The organism is Embleya sp. NPDC055664, from assembly GCF_053618075.1.
Genome location: NZ_JBSHGZ010000006.1, coordinates 191,502 through 210,659, shown reverse-complemented (window position 1 = coordinate 210,659; position 19,158 = coordinate 191,502). Strand labels below are relative to the sequence as shown.

Genomic DNA, 19,158 nt, shown 5'->3' with positions numbered 1-19,158 from the left:
CCCGCGGGGGGGGGGGGGGGCCCCCGCCCCGGGGGGCGGGGCGCCGCCCCGGGGGGGGCGGGGGCGGGGGGGCGCCCCCCCCCCGGGCCCCCCCCGCCCCCCCCGCGACCGACCTCACCCGAGCGCCGGCAACTCGGGAAGGTCCTTACCGACCCGCATCGCAAACTTCGGGGGCCGCTTCTCCAGGAAGGCGGCGACGGCCTCGCGGGCGTCGGGGGAGCCGCCGGTCCAGTGCAGGGCCCGGGACTCGTGCCGGTGGGCGGTCTCCGGGTCGGGGGCGGACTGCATCGTCCACAGCAGATGCCGGGTCAGCGCGATCGCGACCGGCGGGGTGTGGTCGGCGATCGAGCGGGCCGGCTCGTGGGCGCAGGGGAGCAGCTCGTCCGGGGCCACGAGTTCGCGGACAAGGCCGGACTCCCGGGCCTCCGTCGCGTCGAAGACGCGGCCCGTGAAGCACCATTCGAGGGCCGGGTCCAGGCCCACGACCCGGGGCAGGAACCACGTGGAGCAGCCGTCGGGCCCGGACCCGGTCGTCCGCGTCCGCGACGTCCAACGCGTGTTCGATCTCCTCCCGCATCCGGAAGGTGTACGCGTTCAGCCGCTCCGGCCGATCCAGCGTTACGGTCAGCACGTCGTGTTCCAGCGAGGTCGAGATCTGTCGATATTCCACACAAGCTCCCCGGTCGGATGAACACGCGCCCGCCACGACACCGGTACCCGTCGCGGCCACCCTGCCCGGTGATCATGTCGATTGCCAGGGTTCCCGCGATGCGATCTCCGCATTAGCGTTGATGCGCTCCCAACCCCCGGTACCAGTCGCTCGCAGTGTGCAGGAGGTGGACCCACCGGATGCTGGATCGGACACAGGCCCTGGCCGAACTGACCGGACCCGAATCGGCCTACGCGATCGAGGAGGTCGTCCACGACGGCATTCCCTGGCGGGTGCTGAGCAAGGCCCCGCCGACGCTGCGCGCGGTCTTCGAGGGTCTGATCGGCCACGGCGATCGGGACGCGCTGGTTTACCAGGGTGAGCGGATCTCCTACGCCGAACAACACCGACTCGTCGCCCACCTGGCCCGACATCTGGCCGACGAGTACGGCGTGCGGCGCGGCGACCGGGTGGCCGTCGCGATGCGCAACCGGATCGAATGGCCGCTCGCGTTCTGGGCGATCCAGGTGCTCGGCGCGATCGCGGTACCGCTGAACGCGTGGTGGACCGTCGACGAACTCCGCTTCGCCCTGGAGGACTCCGGCACCACGGTATTGATCTGCGACGACGAGCGGGCCGAGTTGATCCGGGGGCGGACGAACGGCGCGCTGCCCACCCTGGTGGCCGGCCTCGACGAGCCGCCGGCGGCCGGCGAGGCGGACCTGACGGCGCTGTTGCGCGGGTTCACCGGCGAGTGCGCGCTGCCGGACGGCGGCCCGGAGCCGTTCGACGACGCGACCGTCATCTACACCTCCGGCACCACCGGGCGCCCCAAGGGCGCGGTCGCCACCCACCACAACCACACCACCAACCTGCACACGATGGAGCTGACCAGGGCCGTCGCACTGGCCCGCGCCGGCCTGCCCACGGCCGAGCTGGCCAAGGGGCCGGCCGTGCCCGACGGGTCCCCGACCGGCCCGCCCGCGCCGGGCAGCCTGCAGGTCTACCCGTTCTTCCACATCGCCGGCCTGTCCGGCCTGTACATCGGCGCCGCCCAGGGCGCCAAGTTGTGCCTGATGCACCACTGGGACACCGCCACCGCGCTCGAACTGATCGAGACCGAGCGGCTGTCCACCGCCAACATGGTGCCCACGCTGCTGCGCCGGCTGGTCGAGTCGCCGCTGCGCGCCGGGCGTGACCTGTCCAGCCTGACCAGCCTGGGCATGGGCGGCTCGCCGGTGCCGCCGGACCTGGTCGCCCTGGTGGGCGGCATGTCCGGCAATACGATCGTGCCGCTGAACGCCTATGGGATGACCGAGACGACCTGCGTGGTGGTGGTCAACTCGGGCGACGACTACTACGAACACCCGGACAGCGTCGGGCATCCGGTGCCGGTCGCGGATCTGCGGGTGGCCGACCCGCTGACCGGGGAGGAACTGCCGATCGGCCGCACGGGCGAGATCCGGGTGCGCGGCCCGCACGTGGTCCGGGGTTATTGGAATCGGCCCGGGGAGAGCGAGGAGGCATTCCCCGACGGGTGGTTCCGTACCGGCGACCTCGGCTACGTCGACACCGATGGGCGGCTGTACGTGGTCGACCGGCTCAAGGACGTGATCATCCGAGGCGGCGAGAACGTGTACTCGGCCGAGGTCGAGGCGATCCTGTTCGAGCACCCGGCGATCTCCGAGGTGGCCGTGGTCGGGGTGCCGCACCACGACCTGGGCGAGGAGGTCGCGGCGGTGGTGAGGCTGCACGTGCCCGGCGCGGCGAGCGCGGCCGAACTGCGCGGGCACGTGGCGCGCCGGCTCGCCGCGTTCAAGGTGCCCACGCTGGTCCGTTTCACCGAACGGGCGCTGCCGCGCAACGCGGTCGGGAAGGTGCTGAAGCGCGAACTGCGGGACATGCTGGCGCTGTGACGGACGACGGCCGCGGGCGACCGGGGAAGGCCCGCGCCGGGTCACCGGAGGCGGGGGAGAAGCCGCGCCCCGGCCTCCGCCGGCCGGTCAGGACCCGTCGCGGGCCAGGGCCGCGCCCTGGTCGCCGTGGCCGTCGAGGCGGTGCTCCCAGAAGGTGAGTTCGTCCCACAGCTCGATCACCAGCTGGTGCTCGGCGCCCAGCACCCGGATCACGTCGGAGATCAGCGTGCGCAGCTGATGCACCGCGGTCATGAAGTTGCCCGCCTCGCCCTCGCGGCGGGCCCGTTCGTGCCGGATCTGCAGGGTCTCGATGTGGTCGGTGCCCATCACCCGCACCTGGTCCGGCAGCAGGTTCCGAAGCAGCTTGGCCGCCTCCGCCGGCCGCCCAGCCGCCGCGGTCCAGTGCGCCCGCCGCCGCCGCGCCCGCAGCGTGCGCGGGTCGAGCGCGCCGCGCAGCGGGCCGCTGTCCGAGATCACCTCGCGCAGCAGCCGCATCGCCGCCGTCGGATCGCCGTCCCGGCCGAGCCGGTCCGCCAACTGCTCGCGCATCCGCAGGGTCTCCGGGTGGTCGTGGCCGAACGCCCGGACCTGCCTCCCGATCTCGTCCCGCAGCGCCTGGATCGAATCGTTCGCCCGCACCGGCCGCGGCCCGGTCGGCGGCGGCACCAGTCGCACCGGCTGGTCCACGGTCGGCTGCGGGTCGATCGTCGCGACCGACTCCGGCGCCGGCACCCCCCACGGCTGCGGCGCGAGGTTGCGCGGCGGCTTGACGGACAGGTCGTCCAGTCGATCCCGCACCTCCGCCGCGTTCGCCGGCCGATTCTCCGGCCGCTTGCTGAGCAGCGCCAGGACCAGGGTGGCCAGGTCCTCGGGCACCTCCAACCGGGAGTTGCGCACCGACTCGGGCGGCTTCTCCAAGTGGGCGTGCATCGTCGAGTGCGGGTGGTCCAGACCGAACGGCGGCGCGCCGGTGAGCATTTCGTGCAGCACACAGCCCACGCCGTACAGGTCGGTGCGGCCGTCGACCGTCTCGCCGCGGATCTGCTCGGGCGCCATGTACGCCGGGGTGCCGATCATGCTGCCGGGCAGCGTGATGCCCGCGCGCGAGGACTCCTTCTGCATGTAGCGCGCTATGCCGAAGTCGAGCACCTTGACCACCCCGCGCGAGGTGACCATGACGTTCGCGGGCTTGATGTCGCGGTGCAGTACGTCGCCCGAGTGGGCGACGTCGAGCGCGTCGCACAGCTGGATCGCCCAGCCGATCACGTGGCCGATCGGCAACCACGCGCCGTCCGCGACGAGTTGGGCCAGGGTGCGGCCGGTGATCAGCTCCATCGCCAGGTACATGACCTTGCCGTCGGTCTCCCGCATGTCGGCGGATCCGGCGCCGAGCGCGGAGGTCACCTGCGCGTCGTGCAGCGTCTCGGCGTCGTGGTCGAACACCCGCGTCGCGATGTCGCCCGGCCGCTGCGCGATCGTCGGCGCGGCGTTCTCCGGGCCGGCGGGGGGTGGCTTCCTCGGGTGGGCGCGGTTCGGTTCGCCGGGGTGCCGGATCACCTGCTTGAGGCCGCGGTCGTGCACCACGATGATGTTGGGCGAGGAGAGCCGGCCGAGGATCAGCGCCTCCTGGCCGAAGCGGTCCATGCTGTTGGATCCGCCGAAGGATTCCTTGAGCACCTTGACCGCGACGAAGCGCTGCATCTTGCGATCCCAGGCCCGCCATACGGTTGCGTTGCCGCCCGAGCCGAGCTTTTCGTCCAGCCGATACCGGCTGCCGAGCCACAACCGAGCCACCGCAAACGCCTCCCCGTACGCGCCCTGTGGATGTGATTGTTTCGTAGCAGCGTCCGTGGGGGGAACCGTATGCGACATCGCCTCGGGGACGGGGCCCGGGGCCCGCCGGGTTCCGCGTGGTCGTCGCCGGTCGGGGTGGGGCGCGGGCGGGCCCGCGTTCGATCGTACGGGCCCACTACCGTCGGTGGCATGACCGAGATCGTTGTCGTGAACTCGCCCGACGAGGCGCCACGGGAGTGGGACGCGAGCGTCTTTTTGGCCGGACCCACGCCGCGTGCCGCGCACGTCGCCTCCTGGCGCCCGGCCGCGTTGAAGCTGATCCGCGAGCGGTGGCGCGGGCCGGGCCGGCTGGTGGTGTTCGTGCCCGAACCCGCGGACGGGCACTCGTGGCCCTCGCACCGGGTGCAGCGGGACTGGGAGTTGCGCAACCTCGACCGCAGCGACCGGGTGCTGTTCTGGATCCCGCGCGATCTGCGCGACCTGCCGGGGCTGACCACCAACGACGAGTGGGGCTGGCTCAAGGACTCGGGCCGCGCGGTCCTGGGCACTCCGCCCGACGCGCCGCAGGTGCGCTATCAGCGGGCCTACGCGCTCGGCCACGACGTGCCGCTACGGGACACCCTGGCCGCGACGATCGACACCGTGCTCGACGCGCTCGGCACCGGTGCGGCGCGGGCGGACGGCGAACGGGACATCCCGTTGAACGTGTGGCGGACCCGGGCCTTCGCCGACTGGTACGCGGCCCAGCGGGCGGCCGGCAACACGCTGCTCGGTGGCCGGATCGTGTGGGTGTGGCGGCACGGCGGACAGACGTGGTTGTGGGCGGCGCACGTGCGGGTCGCGATCGCCGCCGAGGCGGGCCGGGTCAAGGACAACGAGGTCGTGCTGGGTCGCCCGGACGTGGCGGCGGTGGTGCTGTACCGGCGGGCCGAGCCGGTCACGGCGAGCACCGTGGTGCTGGTGCGCGAGTTCCGCTCGGCGGCGCGCACCGAGGACGGCTTCGTTCACGAGGTGCCCGGCGGCGGCGGATACACGGCCGAGGACGGCTGCGCCGAGGTCGGCCAGGAAACCGGTCTGGTACTGGCGCCCGAGCGGTTGCGCGCGCACGGCTCGCGGCAACTCGCCGCGACACTGGCCGCGCATCACGCGCATGTGTGGTCGGCCGAGCTGACCGAGGCGGAACTGGCCCGGCTACGCGACGTCCCCGGTCCACATGGTGTGGCCGGGGACGGGGAGCGCACCGAGGTCGAGATCACGACGTACGGCGAACTGCTGCGTGACGGGCGCGTCGACTGGTCGACGCTGGGGATGTTGGCGGCCGTGCTGGCAGCAGTGCCGGCCGCCGCCGAGGATCAGCGGTAGTTGCCGAGACCCGTGCAGGGGGCGTGTCGCTCGACGAGGCAGACGGTGTCGTCGATCGTCATCAACCGGCCGCCGACGATCTCCGGGGTGCGGAACACCGGAGTCTGCAGGGTGACGAGCGAGCGCGGGCTGAGCGCCGCGACATACGGCTCGCCACAACGGGTGCACATGGCGGGGGCGGTGAGGGTCTTCAGCATGGTGCTTCCTCCGTGACTGGTGACGTTAACCTTCCGTTCACCTTCGGTTCGGTCTCCAGTTTCCTTCCTGGATCCGTAAATGTCAACTGTGTTGGCCTACGGGGGTGGCTGCACATATGGCATCCTGACGGTGTGGATCACAAGGATGTCGACGGCGCGGACCCCGAAGCCGCCGAAGAGGGCCTGGTCAGGGCCGCGAAGGCCTACCGAAGGACCGAGAAGGCGCACGAAGAGGCGCGTCAAGAACTCAAGCGGGCGGCGATCCGGGCGATAGGCGCGGGCGTCAAGCAGTCCGAGGTGGCCAAGGTCACCGGCTGGACACGTGAATACCTGCGACGGTTGAAGAAGGACCGCTAGGACCGCTGGGACCGCGACGACGAGTGAGGCCGGGCCCCGGACGGGGAACCGGCCTCTTCGGTGTGCGCCGGCGTCGGGCGTGCCGTGCGATCAGGCGTTGTCGAGGTCGGCCGGGTTCTCGAAGCCGGGCAGGCCGGCCGGGTCGGTCGCGCCCCCGAACGCGCACAACACGTGGCGCTCGACGATGTACGTGGTGCCCGACGCGTTGAACACCTGCCCCGACACGGGGGCGTCGATCCGGGAGAGGTAGCGCCGCTGGGTGGGGATCAGCTGGGCGATGTACGGCTCGTTGCAGCGGGTGCAGGTGGCCGGCGTCGCGGTCGGCGAGGCCGAGGCGTAGCGGTCCAGGGCGATGACGAGCCGGTCGGCCAGGTGCGCGGCGGTGCGCTGGGTGGTGGCGACCCGCTCCGGATCGCCCGCCTCGCGGGACTCGGCGCAGGCCCGGAGCGCGTCGCCGATCCGGCGCAGCGCCACCTTGTGGAACGGCGGTGCCTGCACGGACAGCGCGTCCGCGCGGTCGGCGATCGAACCGGCGGAACCGGCGAACGCGGGGTGCCGCTGGGCACCCTCGGCGCCGAGGGCCGAGACATCGGCGGCGAGGCCGCGCAGCGCGGCCACGTGCTCGGGCGTCAGGCTCATGGTGTGCCGTTCCTTTCTGCCGTCCGACGGGGAGGCAACTCCGTTCGATGGGAGGCAACCCGTCCATAGTGGACAGACTCGACCGATAAACGCCATGGAATGTGACGATCGGCACGTTGATGACCGGTTTGTCAGAGTTTGCCGAGCGGTAAACCCGGCCGGCGCCGGCGTGCGCTGTGGCGATCCGAAGACGAAACCGTTATGCAATGGCCGAAAAGAACCCCTTGTTGGCGGCCGAGCGAGGGGAGGAGAGTCACGATCACACGTTTTTTGGGGGAATGTATGCGCACTGTGAAAGTCGGGTTGCTCGTGGTGATGCTGACGTGCGCCGTCGGCGCCTGCGGGAGCGGGGACGACGGTTTCGGCGGCCTGGGGGTGAACAAGACGCAGAGCGCGAGCGGCCCGAGCCCGTCGGGGGAGGAGAGCTCCACCGCGCGCGCCACGGACGACACCTCGCCGACGCCCACCGCCGGCCGACCCACCACGACGCGTCCGCGCACCACCGCGCCGGGCACCCCGACGTCCGCGGGCACTTCCGCGGGCAGCGGCGGTGACTGGTCGTCGTCGTATTCGACGAGTTTCCTCAACGGTTGCCTCAGCACCTCGAACAACAACACCCGCTACTGCCAGTGCACGCTGACCGAGCTGCGGGGCAAGTACAGCCAGGCGCAGATGAACGCGTTCGACCAGGAGTACGCGCGCACCAACAAGCTGCCCGACGAGTTGCAGAGCACCGTGCAGAAGTGCCTGAGCACCGGGTGAGCCCCGCCCGTCACCGCCGCCCGACGGGCGGCGGTGACGCTCTCGTCAGTGCGGGATCTCGTCGATGAGGGTGCGGGCGCCCATGGCGAGCAGCTCGCCGGCGACCGCGCCGCCGAGCTTGTCCGGCTCCGAGCCGTGGTCGGTGGCCTCCAGGAGGTGCGTACCGTCCGTGGAATACACCGCGGCGTGCAGGGTCAGGCCGGTGTCGGAGTCGGTGCAGTGGGCCGCGATCGGGCTGTGGCAGTGGCCGCGCAGCTCGCGCAGCAGGGCTCGCTCGGCGGTGACGCAGGCCCGGGTGCCCGCGTCGTCCAGGGCCCGCGCGGCGGCCACGGTCGCCGCGTCGTCGACCCGGCACTGCAGCGCCAGCACCCCCGCGCCGATCGCCGGCAACATCTGAGTGGTGGTCAGGATCTGGGCCACACGCCGCTGTTCGCCGATCCGCTCCAGGCCCGCGACGGCCAGGATCAGCGCGTCGAACTCGCCCGCGTCCAGCTTGGCCAGCCGACCGTTGGCCGAGCCGCGGATCGGTACCGGGGTCAGCCCCGGGTGCCGGCGCCGCAGCTGCGCCGCGCGGCGCACCGAGCTGGTGCCCACCCGGGCGCCGGACGGCAGGTCGGCCAGGCGCGCGCCGACGACACAGTCGTGTACGTCGTCGCGGGGCAGGTAGGCGGCGATGGTGAGCCCGTCGGGCAGCGGCACGTCGCCCGGGATGTCCTTGAGGCAGTGCACGACCAGGTCCACCTCGCCGTCGAGCTGTGCGCGGTCGAGTTCCTTGACGAACGCGCCCTTGCCGCCGAGTCGGGCCAGGCTGCCGCCCCAGCGGTCGCCGCTGGTGGACAGCGGGACGATCGTGGGTTCGCGCGGTTGTCCGGACAGCAGGGCGGCGACGAGCCGGGCCTGCGCGAGGGCCATGGGGGAGGACCGGGTTCCGATGCGGAGCTGCATACGCGACACGCTAGAGCCGTAGCGGCCGCGCGGCCGAATTTCGGCGAAGTCCGGTACCTCACAGGGGGGATGTGCGACTGCGGGGTCGGCCCGCCAGTCGTTCGGCCCAGTCGCCGTGTCCTTCGGGCGGGGTGCGGCGTTGGGCAGGCACGGCTCGTCGGCGTTCGACGGACACCGGCCCTGGAGACAAGGAAACCGCCCCATGCAGCGCATCGTTCGCGGCCTTCTGGTCAGTACGGCCGTCATCGCGGCCCCCGTCGTCGGCGCGACCGTGGCGGTGGCCGTGCCGGCCGGTGCCGAGACACACACCGTTCGGGCCGACACGATCGAAACGGTGAGCGGGCTCTGTGGCAACGAGGCCGGCGCGCTCGCGTTCATCAACCCGACCTTCGGCCAGCGCTGCTGAGGCGGGCCCCGGCCCCGACCGCGCGGCGCCGGCGGTGTCCCGGTCCGATCCGGTGGTCGGATCGGGACACCGCCGTGCGCCGGGTCAGAGGCTGATGTCGGTGCTCAGGCGCAGGTCGCCGAGGGAGCGGCCGACGCGCAGGGTGTAGGTGCCGGGGGCGGTGGCCCAGGCCGCCTCCGCCTCGTTCCAGCGGGCCAGGGTGCGGGCGTCGATGTCGATGGTGGTGGTCACTCGCGCGCCGGGCTCGACGTCCAGGGCGGCGAAGCCGACCAGGCGGATCGGCTCCGGGCGCCCCCACAGCGTGCCGTCGGCGGTCTCCAGGTACACCTGCACCACCTCGCGGCCGGCGCGCTCGCCGGTGTTGGCGACGGTGACCTCGACGGTGACGCCGGCCGCGTCGCCCTTGGCCGCGACCGCCTCGTAGGCCCAGCTCGTGTAGCCCAGGCCGTGGCCGAACGGGTAGGCGGGGGCGGCCTCGCCCAGCGCCCAGGCGCGGTAGCCGATGTTGCTGGACCGCTGCGCGTAGTGGTGCTCGCCGTCGATCCGGGCGGTGGAGTACACCGGGACGTCGGTGTCGGCGGCCGGGTAGGTCGTGGGCAGCCGCCCGCCCGGCTCGGCCGCGCCGGTCAGCACGTCGCCGAGGGCCGCGCCGCCCTCCTGGCCGGGCAGCCAGGCCCACACCACGGCGGCGACCTCGTCGCGCCAGGGCATCAGCACCGGGGAGCCCGCGTTGACCACCACGACGGTCCTCGGGTTGGCCGCGGCGACCCGGCGCACCAGTTCGTCGGAGCGCCCCGGGAGAGCCAGGTCCGCCCGGTCGAAGCCCTCCGACTCGATGTCGTCGGTGGTGCCGACCACGACCACGGCCACGTCCGCCGCCCGGGCGGCCTCGACCGCGGCGGTCAGTTCGTCCTCCTCGGAGCGGCGCGGGTTCGCCCAGCCCAGACCGAGCGCGGCCATGAAGAACCGCTCGCCCTGGCTGAAGTCGACCCGGATCGCCACCTCCGTGCCGGCCGTTGCCTCGATGTCGATGCGAGTGGCCTCCGGGCGCATGATCGTCTCGATCACGTCGGTGCCCTCGGGGGCGGTCATGTCGATCGTGCGGGTCGTGCCGTCGATGTCCACCTCGAACCGGCCCGCGCCGCGGACGTCCAGGATGTTCGTGCCGGACACGGTCGGGGTCACGGTCACCCGCAGTCGGATCACGACCGCTCCGGCCGGGATGTTGTCCGGCCAGAACATCAGGCTGGAGCCCAGGCGGTGTTCGGAGGAGAGCAGGTTGCCGTCAACGTCCAGGAACTCCGCGCGCAGGCCCGGTTCGCCGGTCTCCGGGTCGACGGCCGTGTCCAGGGCCAGGTCGGCCAGCGCGCGGTGGGTGAACGCGCCTTCGGTGAGCGTCAGTTCGACGCCGTTGCCGAGCGCGGCGCGCAGGCCCTCGGGGATCGAGACCACGTGCGAGGGGTTCACATGCGCGCTGCCGCCGCCCTGGGCGGACAGGCGCAGGGCGTTCGGGCCGATCAGCGCGACGCGCGAGAGCGTGCTCGGGTCGAGCGGGAGGGTGCCGTCGTTGGCGAGCAGCACCATGGCCCGGGCGGCGATCTCGCGCAGCGTGGCGGTCGCGTCGTCGGGGGTGGTGGTCGCGGTCGGGGTGCGGTCGCCGAGCACACCGACGCGGGCGGCCAGGCGCAGGACCCGGATCACCCGCTCGTCGATCAGTGACTCGGCGACCCGGCCCTCGCGCACGGCGGCGAGCAGCGGTTCGCCCCACACCTCGGACGGGCCGGGCATCGCGACGTCGGTGCCGCCCGCGGCCGCGGCCTCGGTGGAGCGCACCGCCATCCAGTCCGAGACCACCACGCCGTCGAAGCCCCACTCGTCCTTGAGGACGTCGTTCACCAGGCGCGAGTTCTCGGTCATCGTCTCGCCGTTGACCCGGTTGTACGCGCTCATCACCAGCCACACCCGGCCGGTGCGCACGGCCTCCTCGAACGGCAGCAGGTAGACCTCGCGCAGCGAGCGCTCGTCGATCCGCGAGTCGTAGGACATGCGCTCGTCCTCGGTCTCGTTGCCGACGAAGTGCTTGATCGTGGCCCCGACCCCGGCGGACTGCACCCCCTCGATGAAGGCGGTTGCGATCCGCGCGGTGAGCAGCGGGTCCTCGGAGTAGCACTCGAAGTGCCGGCCGCCGAGCGGGCTGCGGTGCAGGTTCACGGTCGGCGCGAGCAGGACGTGGATGTCCTTGTCGCGGGTCTGCGCGCCCATCACGAAACCGGCCCGGCGGGTGACCTCCGGGTCCCACGCGGCGGCGAGCGCGGTGGGGCTGGGGAACAGCAGCGAGGTGTCGCGCTCGTCCCAGGTGACGCCGCGGACGCCGACCGGGCCGTCGGAGACGCGCAGCTTGCGCAGGCCGATGCGCGGGATCTCGGGGAGGGACCAGAAGTCCTCGCCGACGATCAGGGACAACTTCTCCTCGAGGGTGAGGCGGGTCACCAGCTCGTGCAGCTCGTCGTCCGTGGCTTCGGTGGGGGTGGGGTCGGACATCGTCGTCTGCCTTCCGCTCGCGTTCCCGATCGATCCGGATCGCGCCGGACGGGTCGGTGGGGGACCTCCTCGTACCGTAATCGGAAAACTTTGTGGTCGGTAGTTTTGTTACCTCGACGTGATCTACACCTCGACGGCCCTCCGTCGGGACACGGCAGGATGGGGCCATGGACGTACGATCCGACGATCTCTCCGACACCCCGCCGACCCGGGCCGGGCGGGCCAGACCGCGTGGGCGGGGGTACGCGTCGGGGGACGCGCGGCGTACGCGCATCCTCAACATCGCGCTTCAGGAATTCGCCGAGAACGGCTACCGGGGCACCTCGCTCGCGCGCATCGCCGAGCGCGCCGAACTCACCCAGGCCGGACTGCTGCACCACTTCCGCAGCAAGCAGGAACTGCTCGTCGCGGTGCTCGACCTGCGCGACCGCATGGACATGGCACACCTGGACCTGGCCGAACTCCCGCTCGGCGGCGCGGCGGTGCTGGCCAAGTTCACCGAACTCGCCGGGCACAACCAGGCCATCCCCGGCCTGGTCCAGCTCTTCACCGTGCTCACCGGCGAGGCGGTCACCACCGACCACCCCGCGCACGGGTGGGCCCGGGACCGCTACGCGCTCCTGCGGGCGAGCGTCACCGCGTCCCTGGAGGCCGGTGTGGCGTCGGGCGAACTGCGCGCGGACGTGGACCCGGCCGCGGTCGCCGCGCAGGTCTTCGCGATGATGGACGGGCTCCAGCTGCAATGGCTGCTCGACCCCGAACACGTCGACATGGCGGCGCTGTTCCGCGACTACGTGGAGCACCTGCTGCGCCGCATCCGGGCCGCCTGACCCGGACCGCCCCTATGCCTTGTCCGGCGCGTCCTCGCCCGCGGTCAGCTCGCGCAATACCGCGCCCAGGTCCCAGTTGGACAACCCCGCCAGCGCCTCGCGGAAGACGGTGAGCCCGAACAGGTCGCCCCGGGCGGTCATCCGGCCGGCGGCCAGCGCCTCCCGCGGTGCGTGCCGGTCGTTGAGCAGGATCACCCGGCGGGCGGTGTCGTAGTCCATGTGCACGATCAGGTCCGGCCCCGGCAGCAGGCCCGGGCGGACCAGGACGCGGCCCTGGAAGACGTCCAGATGCAGTTCGGCCGGGTCCTCGCGGCCCGGGACGTCGCTGACCACGATGTCCACGATCGCCGGATGCGGCGTGCGCTTCTCCGGATCCGGGGTGATCAACCGGCTCAGCCGGGACACCGCCGCAATCCACGCGTCGGACATGAACGCGTGCCGATCCAGGGCCGGCTCCGCGGCGTCGGCCGGCACCGGCTCGGTCCGGGTGCGCTCGGGCTCCTCGCGCAGCACCTTCCCCAGCTCCTCGCCGAGCCGGCGGGCGGCCGTACGGCGCATCGCCCGGGCGAGTTCGGCCTCCACCGCGCGCAGCGCCAGCGGACGCATCCGACGGATCATCTCCGCCGTCTCGTCCGCGTCGCCGTCGGCAGGCAGCAGGTGCGTCTCCATCAACCGCCCGAAGCCCCCGGCCACGTGCTCCATCGCCGCGCGCAACATCCGCAGCTGCTCGGTGACCGCGCCCACCGGGACGCCGGCCGCGTGCAGTTCGGCGCCGACCGCCAGCTCGCGCGGACTGGGCACCCGAAACACGGTCAGCGAGTCGTCCTCGGGTTCGAGCAGACCCAGGCGCACCGCCCCCGCGAGCGCGACCGGATCGGACAGTCCGCCGAACATCGCGATCAACTCGGCGCGGGTCATCCGCTCCGGGGTCTCCTCGCTCCACGGACCGCTCGCCTCGGCGACCAGGCCGAGCACGCCGCCGAGGCTGCGTCCGCCGTCCCAGGCGTCGAGCAGCTCCTTGATGCTGACCAGGCTGTAGCCGCGCTCCAGGAGTTGGCCGATCAGGCGCAGCCGGCCCAGATGGGCGTCCTCGTACAGCGACACCCGGCCCTGGCGCCTGGGCCGCGGCAACAGTCCGCGATCCTGGTATGCCCGTACGTTGCGTACGGTGGTGCCCCCCTCGCGGGCGAGGTCTTCGATCCGATAATCCGCCAACCTCGTGCCTCGCGATCCTCGTGCCCCGTGTCCGCGGCCAACGTAATGCAGATACGTTCGAGGTTCGATCACGCGGTGATCGCAATGGGCGCGGGAACGCTCCCGAAGCAGGTCCCGGAACACCGGCCCGGCGGATCCCGGAACCGGGAAAAGCGCAAGCGCGGGACTCAGGGAATGACCACGACCGGGCGTTTGGCGTGTTTGACCAGACGGCACGCGACCGATCCGAAGATCCGACTGGCCAGCCCGGTGGATCCGCCGACCACGATCGCGTCGGCGGTGAATTCGCGCGCGACGTCCTCGATCTCGTGGCAGATGTCACCCCCGCGCTCGACCAGGATCCACGGCACGTCGCTGAGGTGGTCCGCGCAGGCCAGTTCCAGGCCCAGGGCCTCGGAACGACTGTCCGGCACATCGATGAAGACCGGCGGCTCGCAGCCGGCCCACACGGTGGCCGGAATCCGGTTGGCCACGTGCACGATCACCAGCCCGCCGCCGAGTCTGCGCGCCATGCCCGACGCGTACGCGAGGGCTCGCTCGCTGGACTCGGACCCGTCGAAACCGACCACGACGGGATGCTGGAACGCGGGATCGCGCTGATGGGGGGAATCGGGACGGAGCAACGGAGTGCCGTCCGGGAAGTCACTGAACTCGAAAGCAGCCATGGGAATCGGGCGTCTTTGCTGTGGAGGGGCGCCTCGGGGCTTTCTGTACCAGATTACTGCGCCGACCCGCACATTCGACAGTGTCGGTCGGGGTTCTCCCGGACAAAAAAGACACTGGGCCGTGTACCGGTCTGGGCATGGTGCGGTCCGCCGGACCACGCGCGGGGATGGATCCCCCGGGCAAAGCCTCGGCGAGACACGCACATTAGCCGGACAAGGCCGTGAATGGGGAGACCCGGGCGGCCGTGTGGGTGATTGCGTTCCGGGCGCGGCCGTCTCGGGCCCGGTCGCCGGGGCGCCGCACGGGCCGGTTCGAGCCGGCCCCGGGGAGGACCGTTCGGGGGTGCGGGGCGACGCCGCCGGGGGAACGGGCGTTACCCCGGACCCCGCCCGAGCGTTGGTCAGGGCGACACCGTGCGTCCGGGCGACCGCGTAGTCACGGGCGGCGATCCGCTGGTCGGACGCCGACCCACCCGCGCGCCCACCCGCGCCGCGGCGCCGACGTCGAACCTGTCCGACGGCCCGACACGCGCCGGGCCGTCGGCGGGTTCGACGCTTTTCCGGACCCGGCCGGCGTCGGTCTCGCGCGGGCTCACATCGTGAGCAGCACCCCGCCGTAGGCCGCGCCGGCGATCAACACCCAGGAGGCGAAGCCGAGCAACAACGCGCGCCACCCGGTGCGGATCAGCCGACCGAGCCGGACCATGCTTCCCAGCCCGAACAGCGCGGCGGCGAGCAACAGATCCTGCACGGTGCCGGCCACCTCCAGCACGCCGGCGGTCAGCAGGCCGGTGCTGCGGACGGCGACCATGGCCAGGAAGCCGAGCACGAACAGCGGGATCAGCGGCGGCCGCCGGGACCCGGCCCGCCCGGTGTCGCCGGCCCGCGCGGCCCGACGGCGCAGCGTGTACGCGGTGCCCGCCACGATCGGCGCGAGCAGCAGCACCCGCATCAGCTTGACCACGACCGCGGTGTGCAGCGCGACCGGCCCGGCCGGCCCGCCCGCCGCGACCACCTGGCCGACGTCGTGCACGCTCGCGCCGACCCAGCCGCCGTAGTGGGTCGGGTCGAGGCCGAGTGGCGCCCGCAGCAGCGGCAGCACACCGATCGCCAGGCTCCCGCACAGGGTGACCAGCGCGACCGAGGTGACCACGTCCTCCTCGTCGCTGTCGCTGACCCCGTTCATCGCCGCGACGGCGGAGGCGCCGCAGATGGAGAAGCCGGTCGCGATCAGCAGCGGCTGATCGCCGGGCAGCCCCATGCGCCGACCGAGCCACCGGGTGGCGAAGAAGGTGAACATCACCACCACGATCACCATCGCCACGGTCGGCAGCCCGAGTCCGACGATGTCGCCGAGCGCGAGCTTGAGCCCGAGCAGCACCACGCCGGCGCGCATCAGCCGCCGCCCCGCGAAGCCGAGCCCCGGCGCGGTGGCGACGGGCAGCACCCGCACGTTGGCGGCGAGCACGCCCAGCGCCACCGCGACCGTGAGCATCGGTACGTGCGGCCAGATCCGGTGCGCGCCCCAACTTGCGGCCACCGCGAGCGTCGCCGCGAGCAGCCCCGGCCACAGTCGGGCCCTCGCCGTCCCGGCGGGAGCCGTGGACTGCCGGTGGTGGGCGCGCCGCGCGGTCGTCAGGGTCATGATCACCACCCTCGGGCCGCCTCCCCCGCGCGGGTAGCGGTCGATTGCCTGGTAGGTCATAGGGTTTGGCTATGACCTCGAACGCGCGCCCGGCGGACCGGTTGCCGGATCTGTACACGCTGGAACTGCTCGTGGCGGTGACCGAGAACGGCAGCCTGGGCGCCGCCGCCCGCCGGTTCGGGATCAGCCAGCCGTCGGCCAGCGCGCGGATGCGCACCCTGGAGCGGCGGCTCGGCGTACGGCTCCTGGAGCGCAGCACCACCGGCTCGGTGCCCACCGCGGCGGGCCTGGTGATCACCGACTGGGCGCGCGGGGTGCTCGACCAGGCGCACGCGCTGGTGGAGGGCGCCGCCGCGCTCAAGGCCCGACAGGAGGACCGGCTGCGGGTGGCGGCGAGCCTGACCGTGGCCGAGCACCTGGTGCCCGGCTGGCTGACCGCGCTGCGCGAGGCGGTGCCCGGGCTGCACGTCGGCCTCCAGGTGACCAACAGCCTGCACGTGATCGAGGCGCTGCGGGCGGGCGAGGCCGACATCGGCTTCGTCGAGGGGCCCTGGGTCCCGCGCGACCTGCAGTCGGCGGCGGTGGGCCGGGACCGGCTCGTGGTGGTGGTCGCGCCGACCCACCCGTGGGCCCGGCGGCGACGCCCGATCGCGGCGGCCGAGTTGGCGAACACGCCGCTGCTGCTGCGCGAGGCGGGCTCGGGCACCCGGGAGACGCTGGAGCGGGCGCTGGCGGCCTACGACGGAGTCGCCGTGCCCGCCCTGGAGTTGGGCGCGACGGCGCCGCTGCGCTCGGCCGCGATCGCCGGATCCGCGCCCGCCGTGTTGTCCGATCTGGCGGTGCGCGAGGACCTGGCCGAGGGGCGTCTGGTGGCCGTCCCGGTGGCCGATCTGCCCGCCCTGGATCGCGTCCTGCGCGCGGTGTGGCCGCGCGGTCGGGAGCTGCCGGAAGGTGCCCTGCACCTGCTGCACGCGGCCCGACGGCGCCCCGGGGCCTGACAGCCCGCGCAATTGTCGATAAGTTCCGCGATGTGACCACCGTCACAAACACGCATATCTACATAACGTCACGTAGAGAACACCATGCATAGACAAGGTAAGAGAGAGTAAGTTCCGATCTTGGGTTACGCGAGTGACGCCTGTGAACTACTGGGGCGGGACAGCCTGCGCGATCCGGACCGCTGGCATGACCGGGGCCGTGCAGGTCACAGAGGGGTGAAGGGGGCGATCGGGGCCATGAGCAGGATCGACAGCCGCAAGGACCGGCGACGGGGCCGAGTACGCGTGGTCGATGCCGATCACCCGGCCGAGTCCGGCGCGATCGACGCGACGGGCGCGACGGGCGCGATCGACGTCGGTTCGGGCGGCGACGAGGACGCGGCGGTGATCGTCGCGGCGTCCACCGTGCTCTCCGAGGCCCCGCCCGAACACGACTCGGTCGACGACGACGGCGAGTACGCCGACGACATCGACCTCGACGGTGAGTACGACCCCGACGGCGAGGGTGTCCTGGCCCCGGGGCGGGAGCGCCCGCTGCTCGGCCGGCGGCGGCCGGACACCATCGCGGTGCTGCTGTTCGCCAACTCGCCGATCCTGGAGAGTTCGATCCCGATATCGGTGTTCGGGGTCGATCGACGCGACGCCGGCGTGCCGAACTACCGATTACTGGTATGTGCGGCCGAACCCGGACCGCTCCGCACCACCGGCGGCGTCGAGCTGATAGCGCCGTACGGCCTCGACGCGCTGGCCCGGGCCGGCACGGTGATCGTGCCCGCGTGGCACTCGCCGTCGCGGATGCCGCCGCCGCCCGTCCTGGAGGCGCTGCGTCGGGCGCACCGTGAGGGGGCCCGGATCGTCGGCCTGTGCGGCGGCGCCTTCGTGCTGGCCGCGGCCGGTCTGCTCGACGACCGTCCGGCGACCACGCACTGGATGTACGCGCCCGCCCTGGCCAAGCGCTATCCGAAGGTCCGGGTGGACCCGCGCGAGTTGTACGTGGACGACGGCGACATCCTCACCAGCGCCGGCACCGCGGCCGGGATCGACCTGTGCCTGCACCTGGTCCGGCTCGACCACGGTCCGGACGCGGCCAACGCGCTCGCCCGGCGCCTGGTCGTACCCGCGCATCGGATCGGCGGCCAGGCCCAGTACATGGACCTGACCCTGCCCGAGGAGATCAGCGGCGACCCGCTGGCCACGGTGATCTCGTGGGCGCTGGAGAACCTCGCCGAGCGCTTCGACATCGAGCAGTTGGCGACCCGCGCGTACATGAGTCGGCGCACCTTCGACCGGCGCTTTCGCACGCTCACCGGCAGCGCCCCGCTGCAGTGGCTGCTGACCCAGCGGGTGCTTCAGGCGCAGCGGCTCCTGGAGACCACCGATCTCCAGGTCGAGGAGATTGCCCGGCGCTGTGGATTCCGCTCGCCGGTGGCGCTGCGGGGGCACTTCCGCAAACAACTGGGCGTGCCGCCGGCCTCGTACCGCGAGACGTTCCGCACCCGCGGCCCGGAGGAGACCGGGGACGAGGAGGTATGTGCACGGGCCGTAGGGTGACCCCATGAACGACCGCTTGGTCTGGATCGACTGTGAGATGACGGGACTCGACCTGTCCCGGGACGCGTTGGTGGAGGTGGCGGCTCTCGTCACCGACTCCGAGCTCAACATTCTGGGCGACGGGGTCGATGTCGTGATCCGCCCGCCCGCCGAGGCGCTCGCCGGCATGCCCGATGTGGTGCGCAAAATGCACACCGCTTCAGGTCTGCTGGACGAGCTGGAGGCGGGCGTGAGCCTGGCCGAGGCCGAGGCAGAGGTGCTGCGCTACATCAAGGCGCACGTGCCCGACGGCCGCAAGGCACCGCTGTGTGGGAACTCGATCGGCACCGACCGGGGCTTTTTGGCGCGGGACATGCTCGATCTCGACGCCTACCTGCACTACCGGGTGATCGACGTCTCCTCGATCAAGGAGCTGGCCCGCCGCTGGTATCCGCGGGTCTACTTCCAGAGCCCGCCGAAGGCCGGCAACCACCGCGCGCTGGCCGACATCCACGAGAGCATCGAGGAACTGCGCTACTACCGCGAGGCGATCTTCGTCCCGGAGCCGGGACCGGACAGCGACACCGCCAAGGCGATCGCCGCCCGGTACGGCCACAAGCCGGCCGAACGCGCCTGAGATCGAGCTCGCGCCCGCTCGCGCGCGCTTCGCGTCAGGCTCGCGCGTCCCGTGAAACCACCGCGGGCAC

18 protein-coding genes are annotated in these 19,158 nt (G+C 72.5%); 9 read left to right on the top strand and 9 right to left on the bottom strand.

From position 1 onward, the window contains the following. Positions 1–114: 114 nt before the first annotated feature. Positions 115–495 carry an enoyl-CoA hydratase-related protein gene (locus tag ACWGR4_RS13385; RefSeq protein ID WP_452130782.1) on the bottom strand — a complete coding sequence of 127 codons (381 nt, stop codon included), beginning with the start codon at positions 493–495 and terminating at the stop codon, positions 115–117. A 354-nt stretch (positions 496–849) separates the two neighbouring features. On the opposite strand from ACWGR4_RS13385, the gene ACWGR4_RS13380 reads away from it, so the two are divergent. Then, positions 850–2,565, top strand: coding sequence for a class I adenylate-forming enzyme family protein (locus tag ACWGR4_RS13380; protein ID WP_452130781.1), 1,716 nt, complete (start codon positions 850–852; stop codon positions 2,563–2,565). An 87-nt stretch (positions 2,566–2,652) separates the two neighbouring features. Here ACWGR4_RS13380 and ACWGR4_RS13375 read toward each other — a convergent pair whose 3' ends face one another. Then, on the bottom strand, positions 2,653–4,359 hold the full coding sequence (locus ACWGR4_RS13375; RefSeq protein ID WP_452130780.1) for a protein kinase domain-containing protein: 1,707 nt from the start codon (positions 4,357–4,359) through the stop codon (positions 2,653–2,655). 189 nt (positions 4,360–4,548) lie between these two features. Here ACWGR4_RS13375 and ACWGR4_RS13370 point away from each other — a divergent pair, with 189 nt between their 5' ends. Continuing rightward, complete coding sequence (locus ACWGR4_RS13370) at positions 4,549–5,721, top strand: nucleoside 2-deoxyribosyltransferase domain-containing protein (RefSeq protein WP_380002834.1); 1,173 nt, start codon at positions 4,549–4,551, stop codon at positions 5,719–5,721. Here the strand turns inward: ACWGR4_RS13370 and ACWGR4_RS13365 are convergent. Further along, entirely contained in the window at positions 5,712–5,918 is a 207-nt protein-coding gene (locus ACWGR4_RS13365; RefSeq protein WP_126642557.1) for a hypothetical protein, read from the bottom strand. The two genes, ACWGR4_RS13370 and ACWGR4_RS13365, sit on opposite strands and share 10 nt — an antisense overlap. Positions 5,919–6,050: 132 nt before the next feature. Between ACWGR4_RS13365 and ACWGR4_RS13360 the strand changes: the two genes are divergently transcribed. Continuing rightward, positions 6,051–6,275, top strand: a complete 225-nt coding sequence (locus tag ACWGR4_RS13360; RefSeq protein ID WP_380002835.1) for a hypothetical protein — start codon at positions 6,051–6,053, stop codon at positions 6,273–6,275. Between the two features lie 90 nt (positions 6,276–6,365). Here the strand turns inward: ACWGR4_RS13360 and ACWGR4_RS13355 are convergent, their stop codons facing one another. After that, positions 6,366–6,914, bottom strand: a complete 549-nt coding sequence (locus ACWGR4_RS13355; RefSeq protein ID WP_380002836.1) for a hypothetical protein — start codon at positions 6,912–6,914, stop codon at positions 6,366–6,368. 282 nt (positions 6,915–7,196) lie between these two features. Between ACWGR4_RS13355 and ACWGR4_RS13350 the strand changes: the two genes are divergently transcribed. Continuing rightward, positions 7,197–7,676 (top strand): hypothetical protein, encoded by a 480-nt coding sequence (locus tag ACWGR4_RS13350; protein ID WP_380002837.1) that lies wholly within the window; start codon positions 7,197–7,199, stop codon positions 7,674–7,676. Between the two features lie 45 nt (positions 7,677–7,721). Here ACWGR4_RS13350 and hemC read toward each other — a convergent pair whose 3' ends face one another. After that, on the bottom strand, positions 7,722–8,621 hold the full coding sequence (gene hemC / locus ACWGR4_RS13345) for a hydroxymethylbilane synthase (protein ID WP_380002838.1): 900 nt from the start codon (positions 8,619–8,621) through the stop codon (positions 7,722–7,724). A 202-nt stretch (positions 8,622–8,823) separates the two neighbouring features. Here hemC and ACWGR4_RS13340 point away from each other — a divergent pair, with 202 nt between their 5' ends. Continuing rightward, positions 8,824–9,027, top strand: coding sequence for a hypothetical protein (locus tag ACWGR4_RS13340; RefSeq protein ID WP_380002839.1), 204 nt, complete (start codon positions 8,824–8,826; stop codon positions 9,025–9,027). Positions 9,028–9,111: 84 nt separating this feature from the next. Here ACWGR4_RS13340 and ACWGR4_RS13335 read toward each other — a convergent pair whose 3' ends face one another. Next, positions 9,112–11,568, bottom strand: a complete 2,457-nt coding sequence (locus ACWGR4_RS13335; protein ID WP_452130779.1) for a beta-glucosidase H — start codon at positions 11,566–11,568, stop codon at positions 9,112–9,114. Positions 11,569–11,735: 167 nt separating this feature from the next. On the opposite strand from ACWGR4_RS13335, the gene ACWGR4_RS13330 reads away from it, so the two are divergent. Further along, positions 11,736–12,398, top strand: a complete 663-nt coding sequence (locus ACWGR4_RS13330) for a TetR/AcrR family transcriptional regulator (protein WP_452130778.1) — start codon at positions 11,736–11,738, stop codon at positions 12,396–12,398. Positions 12,399–12,410: 12 nt separating this feature from the next. Here ACWGR4_RS13330 and ACWGR4_RS13325 read toward each other — a convergent pair whose 3' ends face one another. From ACWGR4_RS13325 to ACWGR4_RS13315, 3 genes are all read right to left on the bottom strand, one after another. Continuing rightward, positions 12,411–13,613 (bottom strand): MerR family transcriptional regulator, encoded by a 1,203-nt coding sequence (locus ACWGR4_RS13325; protein WP_452130777.1) that lies wholly within the window; start codon positions 13,611–13,613, stop codon positions 12,411–12,413. A 167-nt stretch (positions 13,614–13,780) separates the two neighbouring features. Continuing rightward, positions 13,781–14,278 carry a universal stress protein gene (locus ACWGR4_RS13320; RefSeq protein WP_126642565.1) on the bottom strand — a complete coding sequence of 166 codons (498 nt, stop codon included), beginning with the start codon at positions 14,276–14,278 and terminating at the stop codon, positions 13,781–13,783. A 592-nt stretch (positions 14,279–14,870) separates the two neighbouring features. Then, the gene (locus ACWGR4_RS13315) at positions 14,871–15,983 is read right to left on the bottom strand and encodes a YeiH family protein (RefSeq protein WP_452130776.1); all 1,113 of its coding nucleotides are present in this window, start codon (positions 15,981–15,983) and stop codon (positions 14,871–14,873) included. An 11-nt stretch (positions 15,984–15,994) separates the two neighbouring features. On the opposite strand from ACWGR4_RS13315, the gene ACWGR4_RS13310 reads away from it, so the two are divergent. The 3 genes from ACWGR4_RS13310 (at position 15,995) to orn (ending at position 19,088) form a co-directional block, all read left to right on the top strand. After that, a complete protein-coding gene (locus tag ACWGR4_RS13310) occupies positions 15,995–16,921 on the top strand; it encodes a LysR substrate-binding domain-containing protein (RefSeq protein WP_395789645.1) in 927 nt (308 codons plus the stop codon). 237 nt (positions 16,922–17,158) lie between these two features. Beyond that, positions 17,159–18,472 (top strand): GlxA family transcriptional regulator, encoded by a 1,314-nt coding sequence (locus ACWGR4_RS13305; protein ID WP_452130775.1) that lies wholly within the window; start codon positions 17,159–17,161, stop codon positions 18,470–18,472. 4 nt (positions 18,473–18,476) lie between these two features. Further along, positions 18,477–19,088 (top strand): oligoribonuclease, encoded by a 612-nt coding sequence (gene orn / locus ACWGR4_RS13300; protein WP_380002847.1) that lies wholly within the window; start codon positions 18,477–18,479, stop codon positions 19,086–19,088. The last annotated feature ends 70 nt before the right edge of the window (positions 19,089–19,158 follow it).

What these genes read in the sequence shown, in the direction of transcription:
- ACWGR4_RS13315 (WP_452130776.1), bottom strand. Translation starts at nt 15,983, where the DNA reads ATGACCTACCAGGCAATCGACCGCTACCCGCGCGGGGGAGGCGGCCCG.
- ACWGR4_RS13310 (WP_395789645.1), top strand. Translation starts at nt 15,995, where the DNA reads ATGACCTCGAACGCGCGCCCGGCGGACCGGTTGCCGGATCTGTACACG.
- ACWGR4_RS13370 (WP_380002834.1), top strand. Translation starts at nt 4,549, where the DNA reads ATGACCGAGATCGTTGTCGTGAACTCGCCCGACGAGGCGCCACGGGAG.
- ACWGR4_RS13340 (WP_380002839.1), top strand. Translation starts at nt 8,824, where the DNA reads ATGCAGCGCATCGTTCGCGGCCTTCTGGTCAGTACGGCCGTCATCGCG.
- ACWGR4_RS13350 (WP_380002837.1), top strand. Translation starts at nt 7,197, where the DNA reads ATGCGCACTGTGAAAGTCGGGTTGCTCGTGGTGATGCTGACGTGCGCC.
- orn (WP_380002847.1), top strand. Translation starts at nt 18,477, where the DNA reads ATGAACGACCGCTTGGTCTGGATCGACTGTGAGATGACGGGACTCGAC.
- hemC (WP_380002838.1), bottom strand. Translation starts at nt 8,621, where the DNA reads ATGCAGCTCCGCATCGGAACCCGGTCCTCCCCCATGGCCCTCGCGCAG.
- ACWGR4_RS13305 (WP_452130775.1), top strand. Translation starts at nt 17,159, where the DNA reads ATGAGCAGGATCGACAGCCGCAAGGACCGGCGACGGGGCCGAGTACGC.
- ACWGR4_RS13365 (WP_126642557.1), bottom strand. Translation starts at nt 5,918, where the DNA reads ATGCTGAAGACCCTCACCGCCCCCGCCATGTGCACCCGTTGTGGCGAG.
- ACWGR4_RS13330 (WP_452130778.1), top strand. Translation starts at nt 11,736, where the DNA reads ATGGACGTACGATCCGACGATCTCTCCGACACCCCGCCGACCCGGGCC.
- ACWGR4_RS13355 (WP_380002836.1), bottom strand. Translation starts at nt 6,914, where the DNA reads ATGAGCCTGACGCCCGAGCACGTGGCCGCGCTGCGCGGCCTCGCCGCC.
- ACWGR4_RS13335 (WP_452130779.1), bottom strand. Translation starts at nt 11,568, where the DNA reads ATGTCCGACCCCACCCCCACCGAAGCCACGGACGACGAGCTGCACGAG.
- ACWGR4_RS13380 (WP_452130781.1), top strand. Translation starts at nt 850, where the DNA reads ATGCTGGATCGGACACAGGCCCTGGCCGAACTGACCGGACCCGAATCG.
- ACWGR4_RS13320 (WP_126642565.1), bottom strand. Translation starts at nt 14,278, where the DNA reads ATGGCTGCTTTCGAGTTCAGTGACTTCCCGGACGGCACTCCGTTGCTC.